This window comes from Thiofilum sp. (assembly GCF_016711335.1).
Taxonomy (GTDB): domain Bacteria; phylum Pseudomonadota; class Gammaproteobacteria; order Thiotrichales; family Thiotrichaceae; genus Thiofilum.
In genome coordinates, this window is record NZ_JADJTF010000001.1 from 1205936 (window position 1) to 1228436 (window position 22501).

The 22501-nt window shown below is 43.3% G+C and carries 28 protein-coding genes; 16 read left to right on the forward strand and 12 right to left on the reverse strand.

Annotated features, from left to right (window positions below; all coding sequences use genetic code 11):
* On the forward strand, positions 1-327 hold the full coding sequence (locus tag IPL34_RS05650; protein ID WP_296838987.1) for a hypothetical protein: 327 nt from the start codon (positions 1-3) through the stop codon (positions 325-327).
* Positions 328-351: 24 nt separating this feature from the next.
* Here the strand turns inward: IPL34_RS05650 and IPL34_RS05655 are convergent, their stop codons facing one another.
* Positions 352-1032: a carbonic anhydrase gene (locus IPL34_RS05655; RefSeq protein WP_296838990.1), complete on the reverse strand. Its 681-nt coding sequence runs from the start codon at positions 1030-1032 to the stop codon at positions 352-354.
* 356 nt (positions 1033-1388) lie between these two features.
* Between IPL34_RS05655 and IPL34_RS05660 the strand changes: the two genes are divergently transcribed.
* From IPL34_RS05660 to IPL34_RS05680, 5 genes are all read left to right on the forward strand, one after another.
* Positions 1389-2312: an MbnP family copper-binding protein gene (locus IPL34_RS05660; protein ID WP_296838993.1), complete on the forward strand. Its 924-nt coding sequence runs from the start codon at positions 1389-1391 to the stop codon at positions 2310-2312.
* Positions 2313-2333: 21 nt separating this feature from the next.
* On the forward strand, positions 2334-3521 hold the full coding sequence (locus tag IPL34_RS05665; RefSeq protein WP_296838996.1) for a methanobactin export MATE transporter MbnM: 1188 nt from the start codon (positions 2334-2336) through the stop codon (positions 3519-3521).
* The gene (locus tag IPL34_RS05670) at positions 3521-4741 is read left to right on the forward strand and encodes a hypothetical protein (RefSeq protein WP_296838999.1); all 1221 of its coding nucleotides are present in this window, start codon (positions 3521-3523) and stop codon (positions 4739-4741) included. The genes IPL34_RS05665 and IPL34_RS05670 overlap by 1 nt, the downstream gene beginning before the upstream one ends.
* A 168-nt stretch (positions 4742-4909) precedes the next feature.
* Positions 4910-5509 (forward strand): histidine phosphatase family protein, encoded by a 600-nt coding sequence (locus IPL34_RS05675; protein ID WP_296839002.1) that lies wholly within the window; start codon positions 4910-4912, stop codon positions 5507-5509.
* Between the two features lie 132 nt (positions 5510-5641).
* Positions 5642-6139 (forward strand): NUDIX domain-containing protein, encoded by a 498-nt coding sequence (locus tag IPL34_RS05680; RefSeq protein ID WP_296839005.1) that lies wholly within the window; start codon positions 5642-5644, stop codon positions 6137-6139.
* Here IPL34_RS05680 and IPL34_RS05685 read toward each other — a convergent pair.
* Positions 6136-6933 carry a metallophosphoesterase gene (locus IPL34_RS05685; RefSeq protein ID WP_296839007.1) on the reverse strand — a complete coding sequence of 266 codons (798 nt, stop codon included), beginning with the start codon at positions 6931-6933 and terminating at the stop codon, positions 6136-6138. The genes IPL34_RS05680 and IPL34_RS05685 overlap by 4 nt on opposite strands.
* A 140-nt stretch (positions 6934-7073) precedes the next feature.
* Here IPL34_RS05685 and IPL34_RS05690 point away from each other — a divergent pair, with 140 nt between their 5' ends.
* The gene (locus IPL34_RS05690; RefSeq protein ID WP_296839010.1) at positions 7074-7841 is read left to right on the forward strand and encodes a TatD family hydrolase; all 768 of its coding nucleotides are present in this window, start codon (positions 7074-7076) and stop codon (positions 7839-7841) included.
* A gap of 27 nt (positions 7842-7868) precedes the next feature.
* The gene (locus tag IPL34_RS05695; RefSeq protein WP_296839014.1) at positions 7869-8369 is read left to right on the forward strand and encodes a hypothetical protein; all 501 of its coding nucleotides are present in this window, start codon (positions 7869-7871) and stop codon (positions 8367-8369) included.
* A 23-nt stretch (positions 8370-8392) separates the two neighbouring features.
* On the opposite strand, the gene IPL34_RS05700 is transcribed toward IPL34_RS05695, so the two are convergent.
* From IPL34_RS05700 to IPL34_RS05735, 8 genes are all read right to left on the reverse strand, one after another.
* A complete protein-coding gene (locus IPL34_RS05700; protein WP_296839016.1) occupies positions 8393-8845 on the reverse strand; it encodes a hypothetical protein in 453 nt (150 codons plus the stop codon).
* Complete coding sequence (locus IPL34_RS05705) at positions 8846-9583, reverse strand: OmpA family protein (RefSeq protein WP_296839019.1); 738 nt, start codon at positions 9581-9583, stop codon at positions 8846-8848. It abuts the gene before it with no gap.
* A 187-nt stretch (positions 9584-9770) separates the two neighbouring features.
* Entirely contained in the window at positions 9771-10979 is a 1209-nt protein-coding gene (locus IPL34_RS05710) for a FimV/HubP family polar landmark protein (RefSeq protein ID WP_296839022.1), read from the reverse strand.
* Positions 10980-11070: 91 nt separating this feature from the next.
* Positions 11071-11433, reverse strand: a complete 363-nt coding sequence (locus IPL34_RS05715; protein WP_296839025.1) for a roadblock/LC7 domain-containing protein — start codon at positions 11431-11433, stop codon at positions 11071-11073.
* Positions 11434-11475: 42 nt separating this feature from the next.
* Positions 11476-12126, reverse strand: coding sequence for a hypothetical protein (locus IPL34_RS05720; RefSeq protein WP_296839028.1), 651 nt, complete (start codon positions 12124-12126; stop codon positions 11476-11478).
* The gene (locus IPL34_RS05725) at positions 12119-12667 is read right to left on the reverse strand and encodes an ATP/GTP-binding protein (RefSeq protein WP_296839029.1); all 549 of its coding nucleotides are present in this window, start codon (positions 12665-12667) and stop codon (positions 12119-12121) included. The genes IPL34_RS05720 and IPL34_RS05725 overlap by 8 nt, the downstream gene beginning before the upstream one ends.
* A 4-nt stretch (positions 12668-12671) precedes the next feature.
* Positions 12672-14081 carry a hypothetical protein gene (locus IPL34_RS05730; RefSeq protein ID WP_296839032.1) on the reverse strand — a complete coding sequence of 470 codons (1410 nt, stop codon included), beginning with the start codon at positions 14079-14081 and terminating at the stop codon, positions 12672-12674.
* Between the two features lie 30 nt (positions 14082-14111).
* On the reverse strand, positions 14112-14828 hold the full coding sequence (locus IPL34_RS05735) for a hypothetical protein (protein ID WP_296839034.1): 717 nt from the start codon (positions 14826-14828) through the stop codon (positions 14112-14114).
* A 197-nt stretch (positions 14829-15025) separates the two neighbouring features.
* Between IPL34_RS05735 and IPL34_RS05740 the strand changes: the two genes are divergently transcribed.
* The 8 genes from IPL34_RS05740 to IPL34_RS05775 all read left to right on the forward strand — a co-directional run bounded on the left by IPL34_RS05740 (position 15026) and on the right by IPL34_RS05775 (position 20090).
* Positions 15026-15412: a hypothetical protein gene (locus tag IPL34_RS05740; protein WP_296839037.1), complete on the forward strand. Its 387-nt coding sequence runs from the start codon at positions 15026-15028 to the stop codon at positions 15410-15412.
* Between the two features lie 33 nt (positions 15413-15445).
* Positions 15446-15808: a polymer-forming cytoskeletal protein gene (locus IPL34_RS05745; protein ID WP_296839038.1), complete on the forward strand. Its 363-nt coding sequence runs from the start codon at positions 15446-15448 to the stop codon at positions 15806-15808.
* Between the two features lie 181 nt (positions 15809-15989).
* Complete coding sequence (locus tag IPL34_RS05750; RefSeq protein WP_296839039.1) at positions 15990-16181, forward strand: hypothetical protein; 192 nt, start codon at positions 15990-15992, stop codon at positions 16179-16181.
* Positions 16182-16274: 93 nt separating this feature from the next.
* Entirely contained in the window at positions 16275-16601 is a 327-nt protein-coding gene (locus tag IPL34_RS05755; RefSeq protein WP_296839040.1) for a (2Fe-2S) ferredoxin domain-containing protein, read from the forward strand.
* Positions 16598-17458 (forward strand): 4-hydroxybenzoate octaprenyltransferase, encoded by an 861-nt coding sequence (ubiA, locus tag IPL34_RS05760; RefSeq protein WP_296839041.1) that lies wholly within the window; start codon positions 16598-16600, stop codon positions 17456-17458. The genes IPL34_RS05755 and ubiA overlap by 4 nt, the downstream gene beginning before the upstream one ends.
* 38 nt (positions 17459-17496) lie before the next feature.
* On the forward strand, positions 17497-18012 hold the full coding sequence (fabA, locus tag IPL34_RS05765) for a 3-hydroxyacyl-[acyl-carrier-protein] dehydratase FabA (protein ID WP_296839042.1): 516 nt from the start codon (positions 17497-17499) through the stop codon (positions 18010-18012).
* A gap of 123 nt (positions 18013-18135) precedes the next feature.
* Positions 18136-18381, forward strand: coding sequence for a type B 50S ribosomal protein L31 (locus IPL34_RS05770; RefSeq protein WP_296839043.1), 246 nt, complete (start codon positions 18136-18138; stop codon positions 18379-18381).
* 476 nt (positions 18382-18857) lie between these two features.
* On the forward strand, positions 18858-20090 hold the full coding sequence (locus IPL34_RS05775; protein WP_296839044.1) for a malic enzyme-like NAD(P)-binding protein: 1233 nt from the start codon (positions 18858-18860) through the stop codon (positions 20088-20090).
* Positions 20091-20172: 82 nt separating this feature from the next.
* Here the strand turns inward: IPL34_RS05775 and IPL34_RS05780 are convergent, their stop codons facing one another.
* Together IPL34_RS05780 and IPL34_RS05785 are read right to left on the reverse strand one after the other, a co-directional pair.
* Positions 20173-21384, reverse strand: coding sequence for a heme biosynthesis HemY N-terminal domain-containing protein (locus tag IPL34_RS05780; RefSeq protein WP_296839045.1), 1212 nt, complete (start codon positions 21382-21384; stop codon positions 20173-20175).
* Positions 21384-22499 (reverse strand): uroporphyrinogen-III C-methyltransferase, encoded by a 1116-nt coding sequence (locus IPL34_RS05785; RefSeq protein WP_296839046.1) that lies wholly within the window; start codon positions 22497-22499, stop codon positions 21384-21386. Before IPL34_RS05785 ends, IPL34_RS05780 begins: the two co-directional genes overlap by 1 nt.
* Positions 22500-22501: the final 2 nt, after the last annotated feature.

Here is a 22501-nt window from a genome sequence, read left to right on the forward strand (position 1 = left end):
ATGCTGGCTTGGTTAGTGATGATTAGCGTTGTGGTTCTAGTGTTTAGTGCAGTGCTATCTAGAGTAACGGCTAACCAAGTTTATCGTTATGTAGAAAAACACTATTCTGAGCTTTGGCAAACTATTAATACTCCGACTACGCCTGCTCAGCATTCACCTTTTTTCTCTAAGCGCGGCGCTTTTATTTTAAAGCACGAATATAAAAAACTAGCAGACCCCATTTTAAATAAAAAAGCCTTTTTCGCACTGATTAGTTTTCAATTGATGTTAGGTTCATTAATTATTCTTATATTATCAGCGTTGAGTTATGAGTTTCTAGAGGGTTAAGTCCTAGGACTTAACCTGATCCACTCAGGACATTAAACGTTCTACATTAGCGACTTTTTCGCCTAAATTAAGATCCAGATCAAAGAAATCTACTTTTCCGGTTTCCAATGAGTATTCAGCACTGACTACTAATAAGCCTTCATTAGCAATTAGATGTTCTAGAATAGCCGATCCATGCCTTAAGTGACTGGTGGCTGTACGAATATTGGCGCGTACTGCGTGTTTAATGAGTGCTTCAGGGTCGTCATTGAGAGGAGTATCCATTAAAGTGGCAACAGCGGGGGCAATACGCTGCACAATAGACATGAGATTGCTGGAGGGTGAGCGTTGTTTATTACGCAATTCTTCAATAGTGGCATTGACCGCACCGCAATTCGTATGCCCCATGACTACGACTAGGCGGGTGTTATAGCGTGTTGCAGCGTATTCAATACTACCAATTTGCGAAGGTGCTACGATATTACCCGCTACCCGAATCACAAATAAGGAACCAAACCCCTGATCAAATACCATTTCAGCGGGTACGCGTGAGTCAGAGCAGCCTAATATAATGGCAAAAGGATTTTGACCTTTAGCGAGTTCGCCGCGCTGAGCATGGCTTAATAACACATCCAGACTACGCACATTACTGGCAAAACGGTCATTGCCTTCTTTTAAACGTTGTAATGCATCTAAACCCGTTAAATTTCTCGGTTGATCTGACATATCTTAGCTTCCTAACGAATTAATGACTCTCTCCACTCTTAAAGAGATATTGCCAAGAAAGCCAAGTTTTGGCTACCCGCCTTTTAAGATTTCCAACCAGTACTGCTTAGTCCAAATTAAAACCTAAGTAATGAGGCGCTACCTATGAAGGGATGCGCTGTAGGAGACGGTGAGGTGCTACCTGTTGTGGGACAGTAGCTCTAGTGTAGTTGTGTGTAATCACACAAAACTGTGTGGTTTAAACGATAGCGATTACTAAATTTATTTCTAACTATTTGAAATAATTAAAGTTAGCTTGGGCATGGTCTTTGCTAAGGCTATAAGCATGAATTATTAGTCAAGTTGCGGAGGCATCCATGTCCAATTTTAATGTCCCTATTCTAGCGGTATTAGTAGCTAGTGCTTTATCTTTAAGTGCTTGTGGTGGTGGGGGTGGTTCGGGCGATACCCCTACTGTCAATCTCACCATCCCCTTTCAAGCGGTTGCTAATGGAGTAAGTGTTAATTGCGCGGCTACCTTACCCACGCTAGGTAATACGGGTGATAGTGGTAAGGTCAGTGACTTTGCTTTTTATGTACATGGTGTCAAATTAAAAACGAATATAGGTGAGACGATTGATGTGACGCTCACTGATAATAATTTCCAAGACCCTCAATACGGTGTCGCCCTCCTCGATTTCCAAGATAAAACGGATGCTTGCCAAGGCGCTACTAAGCCAATTAATACCTCAATAGCAGGCTCCGCTAAAGTGGACTTATCTAGAGTCAATGGTATTGAATTTATTGTGGGCGTACCTGCCGCCGCCAATCATCATAATGCTAGCACTTCACGCGCTCCCTATAACCGCGCAGGTCTCATGTGGTCGTGGCAATCGGGACATAAATTCATGCGTCTTGATGTAAATCCTAGCCAAAAGGTGACTAAGGCAGATTTGACTCAGGTATCAACCTTTAATTTCCACTTAGGCTCAACGGGTTGCACCGGCGATCCCACTACAGGGCAGGTAGTCAGTTGTACTGCACCCAATCGTAAAACTATTAGCCTAACTACTGATTTTTCAGCGAATAGCACTACTAATACCACCAGCAAAATTGTATTGGATTACGGCAAACTGATTGCAGGCGTGAATATTAACCTTGAAACAGGCGGTGCTGTAGGTTGTATGTCAGGTACAACCGATCCAGAATGCCCCACTATGTTTAGTAATCTAGGCATGGCACATCCTTTACAAGCGGGTGCGGCGGCTAGCCAGCAAGTATTTAGTGTCAGTAATCAATAAAAACTAGCAAAGGTGATGCTCGTGCAAGTGCTTAAAACTCAGTTATCACGGCTAGTGATAGGTATAGGGTTAGGTCTTTTGATAGGTTGTGGGGGCGGAGCGGGTAGTAGTGGTACAACTATCCAAGACCCTAACCGTGATAACCAAACCTTTAAGTGGGATATTCCCACGAAATATCCTTTGCCTGTAGTACCCGCTACTAATCCTATGACTGAGGAAAAGTTTCAGCTAGGGCGTCACCTGTTTTATGACCAGCGTTTATCCGGTAATGGCACACAAGCTTGTGCCTCTTGTCATCATCAGGATAAAGCCTTTTCGGATGGTCTAGTACGCCCCTTAGGGTCTACTGGAGAAATGCACCCGCGTCACTCACAAGCCTTAGTCAATACGGCTTATAACGCCTCCGTCAATTGGGGCAATCCCACCACAGTGATTTTAGAGCAACAACCCGCGATACCTTTATTTGGTGAGTTTCCAGTTGAGCTAGGCATTAATGACGGTAATAAAGAACAAGTATTACAACGTCTTAAAAATGAGCCACGCTATAGCGCCCTGTTCTCAGCCGCATTTCCCGCACAAGCTGATTCGGTTAATTTCGATAATATTATTAAAGCCTTAGCCAGCTTTGTACGGGGCTTGAGTAGTTTTAATAGCGCCTTTGATAGCTTTGAAAATGGTAATGCCTTTGCCATTTCAGAAGAGGCTAAACGTGGGCGTGATTTATTCTTTGATGAGCGTACTGAGTGCTTCCATTGTCATGATGGTTTTAATTTTTCGCTCTCTTCCTATGACAGTTCGCAGCAATTTGCTGATACCGCCTTTTTTAATAATGGTTTGTATAGCATCGGCAATACGGGCGCTTATCCTGAGGGGGGTGAGGGTATTTTTGAAATTACCGGACGCCCAGAAGACATGGGACGGTTTCGCCCACCGACTTTGCGCAATATTGCTTTGACCGCGCCTTATATGCACGACGGTAGCATTGCCACCTTAGAGGAGGTGGTGCGGCATTATAATGCAGGGGGGCGCAATATTACTTCGGGTCCTTATGCCGGAGATGGGCGAGCTAATCCTTATAAAAGCAGCTTTGTACGTCCGATGGGGTTGAGTGAGGCAGAAATTAAAGCCTTAGTTGCCTTTTTAACAACCTTGACCGATCAAGATTTCATTACCAATCCGCGCTATGCCAATCCTTGGGGGAGCAACTAATGCAACGCTTAATGAGCCTAATGTTATGTGCTCTGCCTTGTCTGCCTTGTCTGGCTTGGGCGCATGAGGGTGAAGATCATAGTCAAGGTATGCAAAACACTAGCACCCCAAAGTTGAGTATCGGAGCTTCAGCGCATCTCACCACTAACTCTAAAGATGCTGCTGAAACGGATGGTTTGTGGCGCATTCCGGGGGCCTTAATGGGTGGACATGCTACCCCGATTGAAAAAGGTGAGTATGTCAATCATGCCTCCGTGTGGGGCAAATACGTTTTTAACCCTAAATGGGACATACAAGCAGCCATTGCTACTCACGATGCTCAGTTTAGTGACCTCAGTGCCGAATTAGAGCAACTACAAATCAATTTTCGCCCCACGAATCAGCTACAAATCCAAGCCGGGCGTATGAGTACCGCGTTAGCGCCGAGCCTTAGCCATCATTCCGAGGTCAGTTTTACCGAAGCCTCTTTAATGACGGATACCTTGTTTGGACGACATGTACAGGATGAAGGCATTAGGGTGCAAGCTCAGCCTATTAAAGGTTTAACGGTCGGAGTTGAGGCGTGGCGCGGTGATTTTTATCCTGCCACTAAAGGTGAAGGCGCACAGGATATATTTGTACAGTTTAACCGCCAATGGGATGCATGGGATGTGAAGTTAGGCGCATGGAGTATGCAGGCACATGCAGTATTGCGTGGTGATGATCGGTATACGGGTGATCACGGTCATTCTCATGGTTCGGGAGGCGGAACCATTCCGGTTGATATACGTTTTACGGGTAAAACTAAACTCAATGGTCTATGGGCAGATCTAGGACGGATTAGCAATAAAGGCTCTAAAACGGGTGTGCAGTATGAGGTGGTACAATCGCGTAGCAAGGGTGAATTATTCGACCCCACCCGTAAAGCAGATTATAGTAATGATTATACTAGCTATACCATAACCCCTTATTATGATTATAAAAAGTTGCAATTTGCTTATCGTTTTGAGCGTATGGATGTCAAAAATACCGTATCGGGTAGTGGCGCTGCGATTATTGCACAAGAAGCTAATTTATTAACGAGTCGCAGCCCTAAACGTGAAACTGTACAAGTGACATGGCGCATGAAACCTCATTTAAGTACCGTACTAGCTTATACCCGTGATAAGACCTTAAGTGATAAGAGCAATAATCGTACTACGATCAGCTTGCAGTGGAGTGATACCTTATATCAGCGCTGATTCCTAAGAAACATCAGAGTAGCAAAGTGGTTGAAAAGTCTTTTTCAGTTGTGCAATTACCAAGCGCTGTAGTGTTTAGTTTTGGCGTGTTTGAATTAAATAGCTTAGCATACCCATCCCTATTAGTGTTTTATTAGGTGTTGAGCCTAGTGATGTAAGGAGTGGGACGTGAGCGAACAGGGAACGACGCTATTTGATTTTTTGCGCCATGGACAGGTGGCTACTACTGGCTTATTTAGCTCGTCTAAAGAGGAACCCTTAGGCTCGATTGGTTGGAAACAATTAAATCATATGACCCAAGATCAACAATGGGATGCGATTGTGACCTCGCCGAGTCGACGCTGCTATGATTTTGCGCGTTATTTAGCACAACGTTTAGATTGTGAATTGACACTCGCTGAAGGTTTGGATGAATTAAATTTTGGAGCTTGGGTGGGTTTGACTCCAGAGCAAATCTGGGAACGTGATCCTGATTTATTGCAATATTGGTATCAGCAACCTTTGCGTTTTAGTGCACCCCAAGGGGAGTCTATGGATCGTTTTGTACAACGGGTGCGTAATGATTGGGATGCGCTACGTGCTACCTATCAAGGGGGGCGGGTGCTGATTTTGACCCATGCGACGGCGATTCGGGTAATTTTGGCGGATGTATTACAAATCCCCTATGTAAAAACCTTAAGAATTCATATTGATTACGCTACTGTGACGCGTGTTCTAGTACATGCAGACGGTGAAATGCAGTTCATGGCACACGGTCAAAAACCCTAATCTAATAAACCGTTGTAGGTTATTTGCTGCTATAATTGGCATCGGGCTAGCAATAATGGATCATAAATAGCTCAGCACCTTTCAAGCTGGTGCAACTCGTTAATTATAAAGTCTTAGATTCGAGTAACTATTATGAAATATTGTCCTCACTGTGCTTATCCTTTAGCACCTCGTTCAATTAATGGTTTAGAGCGTATCGCTTGTTCTCGCTGCTCCTTCATTCATTGGGGTAATCCTGTGCCTGCGGTCGCGGGTGTAGTCGAATATAATGGCAAAATACTATTAGTGCGCAATGCCAAATGGCCAGCAGGTAGTTTCTCTTTAGTCACGGGCTATTTAGAGCGTGATGAAACCCCTGAACAAGGCATTGTGCGTGAAATCCAAGAAGAGCTAGGCTTAGATGCTAGTATTCGTGGCTTTATTGGACACTATTCGTTTTTTGCCATGAATGCCTTGATTTTAGCGTTTCATTTGGAGGCAGAAGGAACATTAGAGCTGAATGATGAAATTGCTGAGGTGACTGAGGTAAGAGCAGATTTGGTGTATAGACAAAACTTTCCTGATGCACCGTTTGCTGCCCAAGTCGTCCGTGACTGGTATCAGCAACAAAATTGGCGGCGAGTGGCTTAAGATCGCAAATAATGTACGCGAGTACTGATAGAGCCATTAGGATGCAGTTGTAGGGTACGCCATGCGGGGGTAGCGTGATCAATCGCAATCGTGGGGTTGAGTGGTTTGAGCTGTACGCTAGTCGCTGGTGTGCCATATACCGCTACTGCACGTCCTGAAGGGTAATGATAGTGAGCATTAAACTCTTGATGAATATGACCATGTAGTACCGCTTGAATGCAGGGATAGTGCTCTACCCACTGCCAAAAATAGTTCGCGTTTTGTAGCCCCATACCATCCATCCAAGCACTATGAATCACCATAGGATGATGATGCATGACCAGTAGGGCAAATTCATTAGCGGGAATAGTGTTGAGGTATGCTGAGAGCTGTTGATATTGTTCAGCACTTAAATGACCATCCGGTTTATGAGCGCGACTGGTATCTAGCATTAAAATATGCCAGACCCCATATTGCACCAAGGCAGGAGACCAGAAGCGTGATTCTAAATAAGTATGAGCGAGTGATACGGTATCATGATTACCCGGAATCGTATGAATGGGCAGAGGAAAGCGCTTCAAACGTTCATTGAGTAATTGATAGGTAGCAGGTACTTCTTGTTGGGCTAAATCACCACTCATTAACAGCGCATCATAATCAGCATAATGAGTACTTAAATAGTTCAGTACTTGTTGCAATTGGAGATTAGGATAAAGTAGCGGCTCTTTACACCACTCTAAAGCACTACTATCACTGGCATAACAATGCGTATCAGTGATTTGGATTAATTGGACAAGGCGTGAGGCAATCATCATTCAAGTATCTCTTAGGATATTATGCTTGTTATAAAGCGTTTTTTAGTAAGTTGCAGTGATTTTCGCTACTGTATTGTGGCAAATTTACGCGTTTGCAGCGAACAAATAGTGTAAAGGCACTTGTTTAGTAGGTGAAACTCATGGTTTGGATGGATACCCATTGTCACTTAGACGCGCCAGAGTTCGATCAGGATCGAAGTGAAATACTCAATCAAATGCAAATTCATCAGATTGAGGCCTTAGTATTGCCTGCGGTTTATTTTGCAGCATGGCCTGCGATTGTGAAATTAAATCAACAGCAGCCGCGTTGTTATGCCAGCTTTGGTTTTCACCCGATTTATTTAGCGCAGCATCAACCACAACAGTTAAAAGAATTAACAACATGGCTGCTAGAGCATCGGGCGGTAGCGGTAGGTGAATGTGGACTGGATTTTTATTTACCCGAATTAGAGGTGCAAGCTCAGGAGGAATGGTTTATAGCTCAAATTCGCATAGCGTGTGAGCTAGATTTACCCCTGATTATTCATGCGCGACGCTCAACCGATGCGGTTTTAAAATGTTTAAGACGTTTCCCTAGTGCTAAAGGCGTGATTCATAGTTTTGCAGGTAGTACTCAACAAGCGGAGCTATTAGTGAAACAAGGTTTTTATTTAGGCGTGGGGGGCACAATTACTTATGAACGAGCGCAACGTCTACGGGCCGCGATTCAGGCTATGCCTTTAGAGTTTTTAGTACTAGAAACCGACGCCCCCGATCAACCCGATAGCCAATGGCGCGGTAAGCGCAATGATCTGAGTCGTTTACCGGTAATCGCTCAAGCCTTAGCTGATTTACGTCAGGAATCACTAGCAACCATTGCCCAAGCAACTACAGCAAATGCTAAGCGTTTGTTTAATTTACCCGAATGATTTTTTAGAGTTTAGAGTATTGGTGGCATGAAAAAATATTTTTTTCCTATCTTAATGGGTGTACTGATTTTATTTGGTGTGATTTTAACGGTCACCCCTTGGGTGGCGGATTATTTAATGCCAGCTAAGACTACTAGCTATCGCCGTGCTCCAGCCCCTGAAGCGCAAGAGGCGTTAGCTAATTGGTTTAATGTACGCCCTAATGAGGTTAAATACTCCGAGGCAATCCAATATCGCACCCCTACACAGAAAACCGCTTGGTTTAAATTTACTATTGAGCGCACTCCCGTAGAGCAATTCATTCGCTCTTTGCGCTTGAAACAAGAGGATTTAACATCTGAGGTGATGCAGCAGCGCTTTTTAGCTCAAAAGCCTCCGGTGGAGTGGTGGCAACCCGCAGAATTAACCCGCCAAACTTACTTCACAGGTGTATCTGCCGGACAAGAGCTTAATCTCATTTATAATGCGGACTTAAAACAAGGCTACTTACTGATTCATACTCCCAATGCAGCCCCTAAAACACCTTGATCCCTGAACTTAGCTCTAGCACCTTACCCTGAGGTGCGCACTGAAGTATCGGAGGGGCTAGGTAGGTTTAAGCCTCGACCAATTTGAGCGTCGTGCTCGGAGTGGATGGACTGAATAATAGAGGTTAATTTAATAATATGCTGCTCTTGTTCTTGGAGTTTTTTCAGGTGTGACTCAGAACGCTTGCGGCTATCTTCTAGTGCCTTGCGTGTTTCTAGAAAGTAGCCGTAATCATTACTGGCATCTAATAAACTCACTGCTTTGGCTCGGTTTTCCTCTACTTGTTTGAGTTGTTGGCGTAGGCGATTATTTTCCTCTACTGCACAATCATACTGATTACGTAGCCCGTCCAATTCTTGGTGAGTTAACACATCCTGCTGAGTGCGGCGTACATGGCTGATCCACCAACCTAAACCCACTCCTAATGCCATAGCACTGAGGCTGAAAATAATAGCTGATAATGAAAGATCCAACATTTAAGGTTTGTCCTGTAACACTGTCAGGGCAATACGTTGATTAGTGGTACGTCCTGAACGAGTTGTATTAGTGGCTATAGGACGGGTAGAACCATACCCTGTAGCGACTAACTGTTTGGGATTAATACCGTTACTAATGAGGTAGTTGACTACTGCTTGTGCCCGCGCTTGACTCATCGCTAAATTACCCAAGGCAGTACCACTATTGTCAGTGTGACCCGATATTTCTATTTTAATATCAGGATACTGTTTAATCTCATGGACTAATTTATTTAATACTCCAAAACTTTCCGCAGTGAGTGAGGCTTGCGCATAATGAAAGCGAATATTAGTTAAACTAATCTGTTCTAACGGGTGATCTTGGGAAGGGCTATAAAGTCCATTCTCATCAAGATCATTGGCGTTGGCATTAAAGTCGATAACAGGGGTATTTAGGTTGGTGTAAGTAGCCGTTTTAATACTGCGTACACCCTCAATCTCATTTAAGCGGGCTAAATGGGGATTGAGGCGTTCGGCTTCTGCTTTGGCTAGCCATAATGTTCCATCCCGCCCACTAAATTGCACCTGTGCTTCCATGAAGCCTAATTGATCTAGTGCTTGACGGGTACGTTGGATTAGATCGATCTCAATACTGTTTTGTTTCCAAATTACTGTAATAGCTGCCAAACCCGCAATAAATAGGCTAGTTATTATAGTAAGCGTCACCATGGGATTCTGAGTACGTTTAGAAGGACTCATGACATTTATTCTCCCTAATGCTGTTAACTGAGGTTAACGAATCGCTTGAGACTTCCTTGTTTACCCGTCATTGGCTTTAATGCTCTGCTGACGGATTATTATGAAGGACTGAATATAGTTAACTAGAATACTAAGGATGTTCGTTTCTAGGTTTCAGACTAAATGCGTTTATACTGGAGATTCGCTATCAGGCTATAAACGATAGTATTTCCCGTGCTTGTTGTTTTTGGGCTTCATCGCCATCCCGCAATACTTCCTGTAGTAATTCAGAGGCTGCTTTTGCATCACGCTTATCTAAATATGCGCGTGCAATATTGAGCTTTAAATTGCCCTCATTAAAGCCTAAAGCGAAATGTCCGGGTAGGGGTTCAGTCACTTGCATGCCACTGTCTACTTTGAGCACATCGGGGGCATTGCTAGGGGCTGTGGATGGTGTAAGCACCGGCTTAGTGGCAACCGTACTCTCTGTTGAGCGACGGCGCACCAGCCATAATAGAGGGAGCAATAATAAAGCCGTACCCCCTGCTAAGAACCAAGGTAAGTTGGAGCTTTGCTGTTTGGTTTGCAGATTTAAAGTCAGTTGGCTATTGAGGTCGCGTGCTTCTTGGAGTGCTTGGCTGAGTTCTTTATTCGTGTTTTGTTGTGTGGTGAGCTGAGTTTTTATATCAGCTAGTTGTTGATCACTTTTAGCCGCTAAATCACGGGCTTCTTTTAGCTGCGCTTCTAAGGTTGCGTAATCGTCTTGTGCTTTTTTTAGGTCATTGCTGAGTTTAGTGCTTAACTCATTAGCTGCTGCCGCTTGGGTGGGGTCAACGGTAGTGGTAGCTATTTTTTCATTGAGCGCAGTAATTTTGCTTTCAAGCTGTTGAATAGTTGCGTCATAGCTTTTTTGTTCGCTCTCAAAACGCTTGATCAGCAGCTTTAATTGGGTATTTTCTTCTTCAAGGGCAGGATTGGGGGCAGTGGCAGTGACGGTCGCCTGTTCAGCTTCAAAACGCTTGATCAGGAGTTTCAGTTCACCGTTTTCTTTTTCTACTGCTTGTAATTGAGTATTGAGCGACTGTTTCTCAGTATTCAGTAGCTCAATACGGGCTTGAGCTTCTAACTCTAAGGTTTGTGGGGCCTCATCATCTAGGGTTAATTGTTTACCGACAATGAGGCGATTAGGGTTATTAGCGACAAAGGCATTGGGGTTATTAGCGTGTACTTTACGCATAATCTCAAGCGGATTATTCGCATTGGGATAGTGCGTGTAAATAATATCGCTTAAAGTATCATTCGGTTGAATAGTAATAGTTTTAGCTTCAGCAGCGGAGGCAATTAAGCACAGCAAACCCACTTTAGATAATAAAGGGAGCGAGTAAGAGAGATGCTTAATGGGGTTAAGTGCATTCATTGTAACTACTACTTTGCAACTAAATATATAAAATCACAGCATCCTGTGGTGGCTAATCAAAAGGATGACCACTAGGAAATCAGTAGTGTGCTTAGATAATTTTAGCAATACTTTCTGAGGCGCGTTTTACATCTAAGAAAATTAAGCCTAGACGCGCATTCGGTTTTGCTAAAACAGTTACTACTGCATCTTTTCCGGCGTGAGTCATTAGAATATAGCCGTGATCACCTTTAATCAGCACTTGCTCTAATGCACCGCGTGCTAATTCCTCTGAAGTACGATCACCAAGGGACAGCATAGCCGCACTCATGGCACCGACTCGATCCTCATCCATGCCACTAGGCAGCATAGAGGCAATCATTAGACCGTCTGTTGATAATACTGCTGAGGCTTCAATGTCAGCAGATGACCCATTCAGATCGCTCAGGATCGAGCTAAGCATTTCGGATCGCATATTATTGTCTCCTTGCGATGATTCATCTTAACGATGTTCAATTTATAGTGATTCTAGCTTAGTGGAGCCATAGCGTAATTCCAAAGCCCAAATCAATTGCTTGAATAAGGGTTGGTTAAATTGTGGTATTCCACCAATAATTAGGGTAAACCGATTATTACCAATATATACCGGCCAAAACCCTAACTCGCTGTTTCCTGTAGCATCTATTAAACCCCAGGCACGTTGATTATAGCGAAGATTACCTTGCAATAATGCTTTATGTCGCGCATAAACCGCCGTTAAATTAGCACTTAATGCGGCTAATTCTTCAGCAGCTTCATGAGGAAATCCGGCGCTGCCTAAATATAAACCACGACTTTCAGCCAGTACCGCTTTACCCTCATCGGAGAGTGCACGTAATAAATTAGGTAAAATACGCTCTAAGGATTCTTGCGGAGCTTGCTCTAGTTGTTCTAAACCGATAATTAAGCCAGCTTCTTGTAACCAGTGCACAAACTCAAGCGCTCTTTGACGTTTCATACCACTAAGCCGACAGGCTACGTCGGTGTTAAATAAAGGTGTTTGACTTTCCTGTAGTAAGCGATGCAAAAAGAGACGCCCAGGCTCTTCATGATTATCTTGTACTGTGTAATAAACGCCGCCCGGTGTTACTCCTAAATATAAATTATCACTTAATACATATTCACTCATCGACAGAAACCCCCGGATCTAGTGAGTAAAGTAGTGCTTGCACCAGTGTTATAACATCATTACGGCTGCGTGCATCTACCTCAAAAATCGGAGCTTTTAAACCTAATTGCTCTAACCATTGACGGTATTCAGTAAGCCCCGGTCTGCGTTGTAAATCCATTCTGGTAATACCCACTACCAGTTGTTGTTGTTCAATAAATTCACGAAACGCATGAGTATAAAACTTCATATCCTGAAAGGGGTCTTTACGGGTATTATCTAATAAAAGTATAAGCCCAATACCGCCTTTAATCAGAATATTCCACATAAAATCAAAACGCTCCTGCCCCGGAGTGCCATATAAATGGATACGTTCATCCCCATCTAGCGTAATCAAGCCATAATCCATCGCCACGGTCGTTTGTGGTTTACGACTTTGCGTCATATCTGACGCCATTGCATCAGTAGTAACAGTACGAATATCGCTAATTGAATTAATAGCGGTCGTTTTTCCTGAACCGACAGGGCCGGTGAAAATGATTTTTTTGTTGGTTACACTCATACAGTTACTTTGCGCCTCCTCCGAGTAGACGCTTCAACAAACGAGAGAAGAGTCCGCGATTTTTCTTGGGTTCGGTTGTTGGATTGGGTTTAGGAGCAGCTTGCTCCCGATGTAACAACTGGAGGTAACTGGCTGCACTATGAAAGGCAAATACATAGCGTTGTGGAATACCTAGTTGTTTGGCTATGTCAAATGGGGTGGCGACTTGTTGATTCCACAAAGCGGCTATGCTCATGACATGCGGAATGGATTCCAAGCGGGTCAAATTAGGCCAATGCTTGAGCCGATACGTTTGAGTAGGCTCATACAATGGGCTTAAACGTCCCCCAGACGTTAATAAGGCAGTAGTCCAAAGGCAAGCCTCTAGATCGTAAAGATGGGTAGGATGCTGTTGGGTATAAGCGTCTAGTTGAGCCTGTTCAGCAGCATTAGGTGTGTGAATGTGTACTTGATTTAACATATTGGCATTAGTACACAAATTAGCAAATTCAGCACCGTGGATGTCTAAGGAGCTAAAAGCATAATACGGCTGAGGTTGCAGTAAAATATAGTGCTGGCGTGTGATAAAGACCTGAAAGACTTGCCCCGTTTGTTTGGCTTGTTGAGCCGCTTGCATTAGTGGACCTAATAGATACTGATTCGCATCAAAAATATGTCGATTACGCTGTAAATTGTCTGGCGTAGTATCTGGCAAAGTACCACACAATAAAGCCCAACGTTGCTGGCGTTTCACGGGGTCTTCGCTACTGGGTGGCTCAGCCATTGAGGTGACGGTATCCCGTACTAGCAGTGGTTTAGGACTACGCGTGGCACTAGGTGGAGTGCTGTTGCTAGGCTTAGGAGGCGCACTCGCTGTAGAAAGGTTAGTTAGACTCTCCTCTAATACTACTGCTTTAGACTCAGTTACTTTAGGTGGTTCCGGCGGTGGCGCAGCACTCACCTTGGGAGCAGGGTTCAAACCAAAACTAGGTAAGTTCGCAAAGTGTTGTGGTTGCGGCGTTTTAGGTGCTTCAACGCTAACAGGTTTAGGAGCTGGAACGGGTAAGGGCGTAGGTGTAGTAATAGGGGCTATTGGTTGGGGTTTTAATAGTCCACTACTTTGCAGTAAAGCTTGTACCCGCTGAGCTGCCTCTGTTAATGCCTTAGAGGTTAAAGGTTTCGCTACCCAAATACTATTAGGCAAACTAACATCACGAATAGAAAGGACAATGCATGGGCTAGGTTGATTTAAATGCAGTTTCTCCCACTCTTCGCGTGCGCCGGGATGATCGTAGTCAATAATAAAGGCCTCAGCCTCATGGGCGGACGTAATGCGAAATAAAGTTTTACCAGCTCCTGCAAAAAAGAACTCTAAAATGGCTCGATTATGAGGACTGATGGTGAGCAGGCTTACTTTGAGGGTGTCATTCTGCATAATCACCAAGGCTCCCATTCTGCGACTGTATTACCATTGTATGGCTTCCTGCCTCTTGTCAAACCATGAATCAGGTACGGTTAGGCCAGCTTGCTGCATAGCATTAATCATCTGATTTAAACGCGCTTGATCACGGGTATACTGATAGATATTTAACAACTCTTGGTCAAGTCTGGGGTCATGAGCGGGACGTAAGCACTCAGTTTCCAATAACTCACGCGCTCGCTCGACTTGTCCATATTCTAAGCAATCATAGACCTCATCTAATATAGACGCATACTGGGCTGTAGTGGTAGTTTTTTGTAGCTTGATGAGTATCTTAGGTTTAGTTTCATTTCCAGAAACCAGAATTGAGCCTTCGCGCCAAGGCGCATCTTGAGCAGGATCAATATTATTTTTAACCCAATCTTCAAAGTAGTTAATATCAGAGCTAGACAAATGCGGGCGGGCTAATTCTAATAATTCTTCGCGCAAGGTTTGCCCAGAGGAGCCTAAGGTAATAAATAAATCTTGGAGTGTGCCCGCTAGTTTACTATGTAGGGGTGACTGCGTGGCTAATAACACCCGCTGCGTATGAGCGCGTAAGTCTTGTGGGTAGCGGCGGATGTGATGGGTAAAGTGACGCCACGTCGATAAAGGATCAAAACTTTCGTCAAATTGTAAGGATTTGACTTCAGGTAGCCTAAAAGCTAAGGCTATTTGCGGCAAACGTTCTGATTTTTCAGCACTAAATAAATTTTCTAACATACACTTTGACAACTACATAGCGGGCTTTGCTTAGTTTATAGTGCGCGAAGTGGTTTTCAACAGAAGTTTTTTTAATTATTAGCAATAAAATTTAGCGTACAATCATTAGTCATGTCAGGGTGCTAAGGCATTACATGAGTTTTGATCAATATTAAACTATATAATGATTGGCACAGTTGTCTCAGTGAGGAAGTTCAATGTTGTATCTAATTGGCCAAATAACTGCTTTCTTAGTTATTGCCACGCTAGGTGGCATGATCTTGGGATGGTGGGGCCGTGGTTTACGTCAACCCAAATTACCAGTCAACACCTTACCCCTGACTACAGATCCTTTTGAGGCTCGCTCCCGTTTAGAACAATGTCATCGGGATAATGCTAATTTGCGGCGTGATCTTAAGGAAGCTGAAGACCATCTCACTAAATTACGTGCTCAGTTAGATACGGTGAGCAGTGATACGGATCTAGTCATGCGTTTACAAGCGACCGAAGATCGGGTAAGCGCATTACTACAAGACTTACAATGGCGCGATGATACAATAGCGGCGTTAGAGCGTGAGCTAGCACAATTACGTACTACGCGTTAAATCTTTTTAATAGCACTGGGAATAACAAAATCGATGTCTGGTAATCCTTCTTCTTTAAATACCTCTCAGTTTGATGCTGATATTGAGGTCATTGGTGATATTGCTTTTCGCGGCAACTTATATTTACAAGGACGAGTCAGTGGCAATATTGTAGCGCCTGTTGATTCGAGTGCGTCTTTACATTTGCAAGAAAATAGTGAGGTGGCGGGTGAAATTCGCGCACCGACTATTATTGTTGCGGGTAAAGTAGCAGGAGATATTTTTGCTTCGGTGCGTATTACGTTGACTGCTAGCGCTGAAGTGACAGGTAATATTCACTATTCAGAAATTAAGGTTGAGCAGGGTGCTACCATTAATGGCAGTTTGATGGCTTTAGGTAGACCCGATGCTTTTTAAATCTACTAGCCCTTAGGGGTTAGTTTAAAAAAATTACCGCATCTACGCTATAATGTAATAATATCTGCGCCAAGTTAACTAGGTTAATTAAAGCCCACTAGGATGTGACTTTGTGAAGCTGAGTTAACTGGATCAGGGCTTCGTGTTTTTTTATCTGTTATTTTATTTGCGGAGATTAATAATGACTCAATTACGTTTAGTATTAGCTGCTTTAGTAGCTGCTTTAGCTTTAACTGCTTGTGGTGGTAAAGATGACAAAGCGGCGGCTCCTGCTGCTGCCCCTGCTGCCCCTGCTGCCGCTGCTCCTGCTGAGCCAGCCGCTGCTCCTGCTGCTGCCCCCGCAGCCGCTCCTGCTGAAGCGCCAAAGCAATAATACTGGCTTAATTTTTAAAGATAGGACGGATTTTCCGTCCTATTTTTTTTCTGGCATGATACCGCTTAGCTTTACCTACCCTTGGGATTGATCATGTCAGAGTCGCATTTTAAATATCATGTGTTTTTTTGTACCAACCAACGCGCTAATGGTGAAAATTGTTGTGCTAATTATAATGCCAATGCACTACGCGACTATACTAAACAGCGTTGTAAGAGTTTGGGGTTAAATGGTAGTGGTAAAGTACGCATTAATAATGCAGGCTGCTTGGATCGTTGCGAGTGTGGTCCGGTGATGGTGGTCTACCCAGAGGCTATTTGGTATAGCTATGTGGATGAGGCAGATTTAGATGAAATCATCGAGAGCCATCTGCAAAAGGGGCAACCGGTTAAGCGCCTGATGATTGATCAAACCCCATGATGCAGCGTTTAAAGTATTATGCCCAGTTGGTACGTTTAGACCGTCCTATTGGGATCTATTTGTTACTTTGGCCAACGCTATGGGCGCTATGGATTGCGGCTGAAGGTATTCCTCCGCTGTCGTTACTCCTGATTTTTGTTTTAGGAGTAGTGTTAATGCGTTCGGCGGGTTGTGCCATTAATGACTATGCGGATCGTGATATTGACCCCCACGTGGAGCGCACCCGTCAGCGCCCGTTAGCCGCAGGGTATATTTCGGCGCAAGAAGCACTACTTATTTGTGCGCTGTTATGCCTGTTAGCCTTTTTGCTGGTGGTACAGCTTAATACTAAAACCATTCTTCTATCGTTAGGTGCGGTCGTATTAGCACTGACCTATCCGTTTATGAAACGTATTCATTCTCTACCCCAAGCTCATTTAGGTGCTGCATTTGCATGGGGTATTCCCATGGCTTTTACCGCTATCTCTAATGAATGGCCACCGCTAGTGGCTTGGGTATTGTTTCTAGCCTCGCTTTGTTGGACAGTGGCTTATGACACTATGTACGCTATGAGTGATCGAGAGGATGATTTAAAAATTGGCGTAAAATCCTCAGCCATCTTTTTCGGGCGCTACGACAAGCTAGTGATTGGTCTATTACAACTCCTAACGCTAGTCTTATTAATCTGGGTTGGGCAACTCGCTCACCTAGGTTGGATTTACTATTTAAGTCTGTTAGTAGCATTAGGTTTTGCGCTTTATGAGCAATATTTAATTAGCCAGCGTGAGCGTATGCGGTGTTTTCAAGCTTTTCTCAACAATAATTGGTTCGGAATGGCGGTGTTTCTGGGGATAAGCCTAGATTATCTCTTAGGCTAAACTCTATAATTTATCTTTTTAATTGCTGTGGGGCGAGGATGTCTAGACAAGCCAGTTTTAATCGTGAGGAACTCTTACAATGCGGTCATGGCCAAATGTTTGGGCCGGGGAACGCTCAGTTACCTGTGCCGAATATGCTGATGATGGATCGAATTGTTGAGATTACAGATCATGGTGGAGCACACGGCAAGGGTAATATCATTGCTGAGTTAGATATTAATCCAGACCTATGGTTTTTTGCCTGTCACTTCCCCGGAGATCCGGTTATGCCGGGGTGTTTGGGTTTAGATGCTATGTGGCAAATGGTGGGATTTTATTTGGCTTGGTTAGGTAACCCCGGACATGGACGAGCCTTAGGTGTGGGCGAAGTTAAATTCTTTGGTCAGGTACTCCCGAAAGCGCAAAAGGTGACTTATAGAATTGAATTAAAACGTGTTATTACGCGTAAATTAGTCATGGGAATTGCGGACGGTAGTTTAGAGGTGGATGGTAAGGAAATTTATACAGCTAAAGATCTACGCGTAGGTTTATTCACTTCCACCGAAAATTTTTAAGGGGTCTTTAAAGGGATTGGAAATAGAGTACTGAGCAAAATAGTGATTGCGAGTCACAGGTAGAGTTTGCTAGTATACCGCCCTTTCGTAAATTCGACATACCATACATTGAGGAACTTCAACATGAAGCCCGGTATTCATCCAAATTATAGAGAAGTCGTATTCCAGGATCTGACTAGCGGCTTCACGTTCTTAACACGTTCAACCGCTGAAACTAGAGATACTATTAATTATGAAGGTAAAGACTACCCTCTGATTAAAGTGGAGATTTCTAGTCAATCTCACCCTTTCTACACCGGTAAGCAAGCGACCGCTCTTTCTACAGCGGGTCAGATTGATAAATTCAATCGTCGCTATCAACGCGGTTAACATTAAGCTAATAGCATTAGCTGTGTTAAAAAAGGCTGCTCCAATGCGGCCTTTTTTTATTGCTAGCTAGCTGATTAGTAAATTCTAAATGATAAGTACCTAGCTAAAAGTAAGCGTGTGTTTTTGGAGCAGTCTTGGTGGCAAGGATGCCGCCTTGAAGCGTACAGGGAGGTATTCACAGCGGCTGCGGAGAAAATGCACGATTACTTTGACTCAAGTACTTAGATTTAAAAAAATAGAGCGCCGCCTCGCGGGATGTTGTACTTTTCAATAAAGATTACAACCTTTGAGCGTGGTGATACACTCACCCCTCTAATTTGACTAGACATTATCCACTTAACATGATTGCAATGATAAGGCTGAAAACTTTTCCTAACTCAACCACGTTAGGAGAGGGGTAAGTTTTTTATTTAACGCCCTTATCAAGTCAGAACTTAAACTACCCTGACAGTTTGAGTACAACAGGAGAGAGACCCATGATTAAAGATTTGCGCCATGATGCCCTACAGTATCATGCTGAACCCAAGCCCGGCAAAATCGCTTTACACATCAGTAAACCCACCAATACCCAGCGTGACTTATCCCTAGCCTATACCCCTGGGGTTGCAGAACCTGTTAAAGCCATAGCGGCTAATCCAGAAGATGCGTATCGCTACACGAGTAAAGGTAATCTGGTAGCTGTTATTAGTGATGGATCGGCGATTTTGGGTTTAGGTAACTTGGGTGCTCTGGCCAGTAAGCCCGTCATGGAAGGTAAAGGTGTGTTATTTAAGCGCTTTGCTGATGTGGATGTATTTGATATTGAGGTAGCCACTCAGGATGTTGAAGAATTCATTACCGTCGTTAAAAACATTGCAGGGACTTTTGGTGGGATTAATCTAGAAGATATTAGTGCACCGCGTTGCTTTGAAATTGAAAAGCGCTTGCAAGCGATGCTGGATATTCCGGTATTCCATGATGATCAGCACGGTACTGCGGTTATTATTGCCGCAGGTCTGATTAATGCCTTAGAAATTCAAGGCAAAACGATTGATCAGGTAAAAATCGTATGTTTAGGTGCAGGGGCGGCGGGTATTGCGTCTATGAATATGCTCACCGCATTAGGCGCTAAAAAAGAAAACCTGTTTATGGTGGATAGTAAAGGTATTATTCATACCGAGCGCAGCGACTTAAATGAATATAAAGCAGCATATGCGCAAAATACCTCATTACGTACCTTAGCAGATGCTTGTACAGGTGCGGATGTATTTATTGGTTTATCAGGACCTAATTTATTAACGCCTGAAATGTTAAAGGTAATGGCTGATAAACCTATTGTCTTTGCTTTATCGAATCCTAATCCTGAAATAGCCCGCGATTTAGCCATGCAAACGCGGGATGATTTAATTATGGCAACAGGACGTAGTGATTATCCTAATCAAATTAATAATGTCTTAGGCTTCCCGTTTTTATTTCGAGGCGCATTAGATGTGCGGGCTAAATGTATTAATACTGAAATGTTAGTTGCTGCCGTGCATGGTTTAGCCAAGCTAGCGCGTGAACCTGTGCCACCAGCGGTATTAGAGGCTTATAATTTAGAGTCTTTAGAGTTTGGCAAAGAGTATTTTATTCCTAAACCACTCGATGCACGGTTACGCGAGCGTATTCCAGCGATTGTCTCACAAGCGGCTATTGATTCAGGGGTAGCACGTTTGGAGTTGCTGCGTTAATTAGCCATGAGTGCGTCATAAAAAGGGTAACTAAAAATTTACCCTTTTTTTAGGTTTAGAGAAGCTAATTAATTGTGTTACCCTAAACATTAGGGTTAGGCTTCAAAATTAATCTTTCCCCTTTATGATAAATGCTGTAGCGTAACCCAATTTGATAACTATACTGTGCGTTCTCTGTCTCTCCTAAATAATCCAATAACTCAGCTAGTTCTAAATAAGCTTCAGCATTAGGGGCTTGATTAACACTAGATTCATAATAATGTTTAGCTAATAGCCAATCCTGTTTTTGTCGATAGAGACGCGCTAATATTAATAATAATACTGGATTATTACTTTGAGTAGTTTGCCATTGCTCGGCATTTTTTAAAGCGGATTCCAGATCTGCATGTGGTATTCTGCCATATAGCTCAGCTAGGTTATCTATCCATAAGTTATTTAAGGTACTCTCAATCATTACTTTGCTAGTGTCATAGTCCTCTGCTTTGAGTAGCATTTTGGTATACAGATAGATAGCATCAGGATGTACTTTTATTTGCTCCGGTAAACGTTGCCACATAGCCTTTAATTTAGTACTGCCGCCTAGTTTTAATTGCTTGGCAAATATGCCCGTTAAGGTTGCGCTTTCAATGGTTTGCATATCCTCAGGTTTTAAAATTTTTTGAGCAATTAAATCTGGCAGAAGATTAACTAGCTCATCCCAATTTTCTTGTTGATATAACACACGAGCTAATAACTTTAAGACATAAGGATGTTTAGGGGTTAATTGTTGCAAACTTAATAAAGTAGCATGCGCTTGCTCTAATTGATTAGCCGCCATTTGCATATCAGCCTGTGATACCCCTACGGCTAATCGAGAACCCTGATTATTTAATAAGGCACGTCTTAACCATTCATCACGGCGATCATAAGCCTCTTGCATATGAGCCGCTCGCGCAGCGGCAATATAACTCACCACCGGCATTTCGGTTTCATCAGCTTGGTATAGCAATAGTTTTTCAGCTCGGCTCCAATTACCCTCAGTGAGTTTTAATAAACCTCGTGCTAAAGTCCGTGCTGCATAGCGCTCTTTTAGCGTTTGGCGTAAATGCAGTAAGCGATAAAAAGCATTTAAAGCAAAATGCAGAGCCAAAAAACCTAATACTAAATATAAAATAAAAGCGGCTGTACGCCCTTGGAGAATATAAGTAGGATTTTCATCCCAACTCACTAAGGTCATGCCCGGATGATTAATCGACCAATAGAGCAGCCCCAAAAAAATGAGAATTACTGCTCCCAATCCCATTAAATACCGCATTAGCGCTGTACCTCAGAGGAGTTAGCAGGAAAAGTAACACTATTGAATACGGCTAAACTTTCTAACGGCGGGCGTTGTATAGTCCTAGTCATTTGCTGAAGTTGCTCTAGCTGTTGAATTAAAGCTGCTGCTTGTTGTTTAGGATAGTGTTGTTGCAGAGTCTCAATTAAAAGCTGAAATTGGTTTTGTATAGAGGCTTCATTGCCTTGCAATAAGAGTAATTGCAAAGTTTCTAAGCGTACTAAAGTCAATTGGTAAAGCTGTTGGCTACTAGCAGCATCTAAAATAGTGGGTAGTGGCTGATCAGTTTGGCGAATGGTAAAGGATTGACTCCATAACGCTTTAGCCTCGCTAGCATAACGCTCCCATCCTGTTAAGGAACGTGATGAATCAGTGGGCGTTAATTGTGCTTCTAAGTCGGGCGTTAAGGCTTTAGGCAGGGTTAGAGAGTGGCGAAGCTGATTCATTTGGCTAGTAATATAAGCAGAATCTAAGCCTTGATAGGTCTCAATACGCCCTATATCGCGGGCAATTTGTTGGCGGGTGGGCAAGTATTCCACTCTGGATAAATTCACTAACACTTGATCCGCTTCTTTGAGTGCAGCAAGCGTAGCGGTTTTATTCTGTGCGATTTGCCATTCACGGTTAGCGAGTTTTAATAGAAATTGTACTTCAGCACTTTGCCACTCTTGGGGCTTAGTAGGTTTGATATTATGTTGTAGTTGTCCTTGGATGCGAGTGATTTGCTCAGTTTGCTTAGACACAGTATTAGCAAATTGTCGAGTTTGCTGTTCTAGTATTTGAATGGCAGCCAGACGCTCATTTAGTAACTGGCGTTGATGTGTTAAGGTTTTTTCTAGCTCACTTTCTAATAATTGAATTTTATTATGGGTGGGTACTTGAGTCAGGTGCTGTTGCTGTTGCTTGAGTGTTTCTTGAGTAGCCGTGACCTTAATATTCATGCGTTGCCAGTGCCGATAGCCAGCACCTATGCCAATAAGGGTAAAAAATAAGGCTAACGCCGCTAAAAAAACAGCAAAGCGTCCACTCCAAGAACGTGTTGGAGGCTGAAAAAGTTCGAGGTCTAAATCAGGTCGTGAAGATTTATCAATCATTA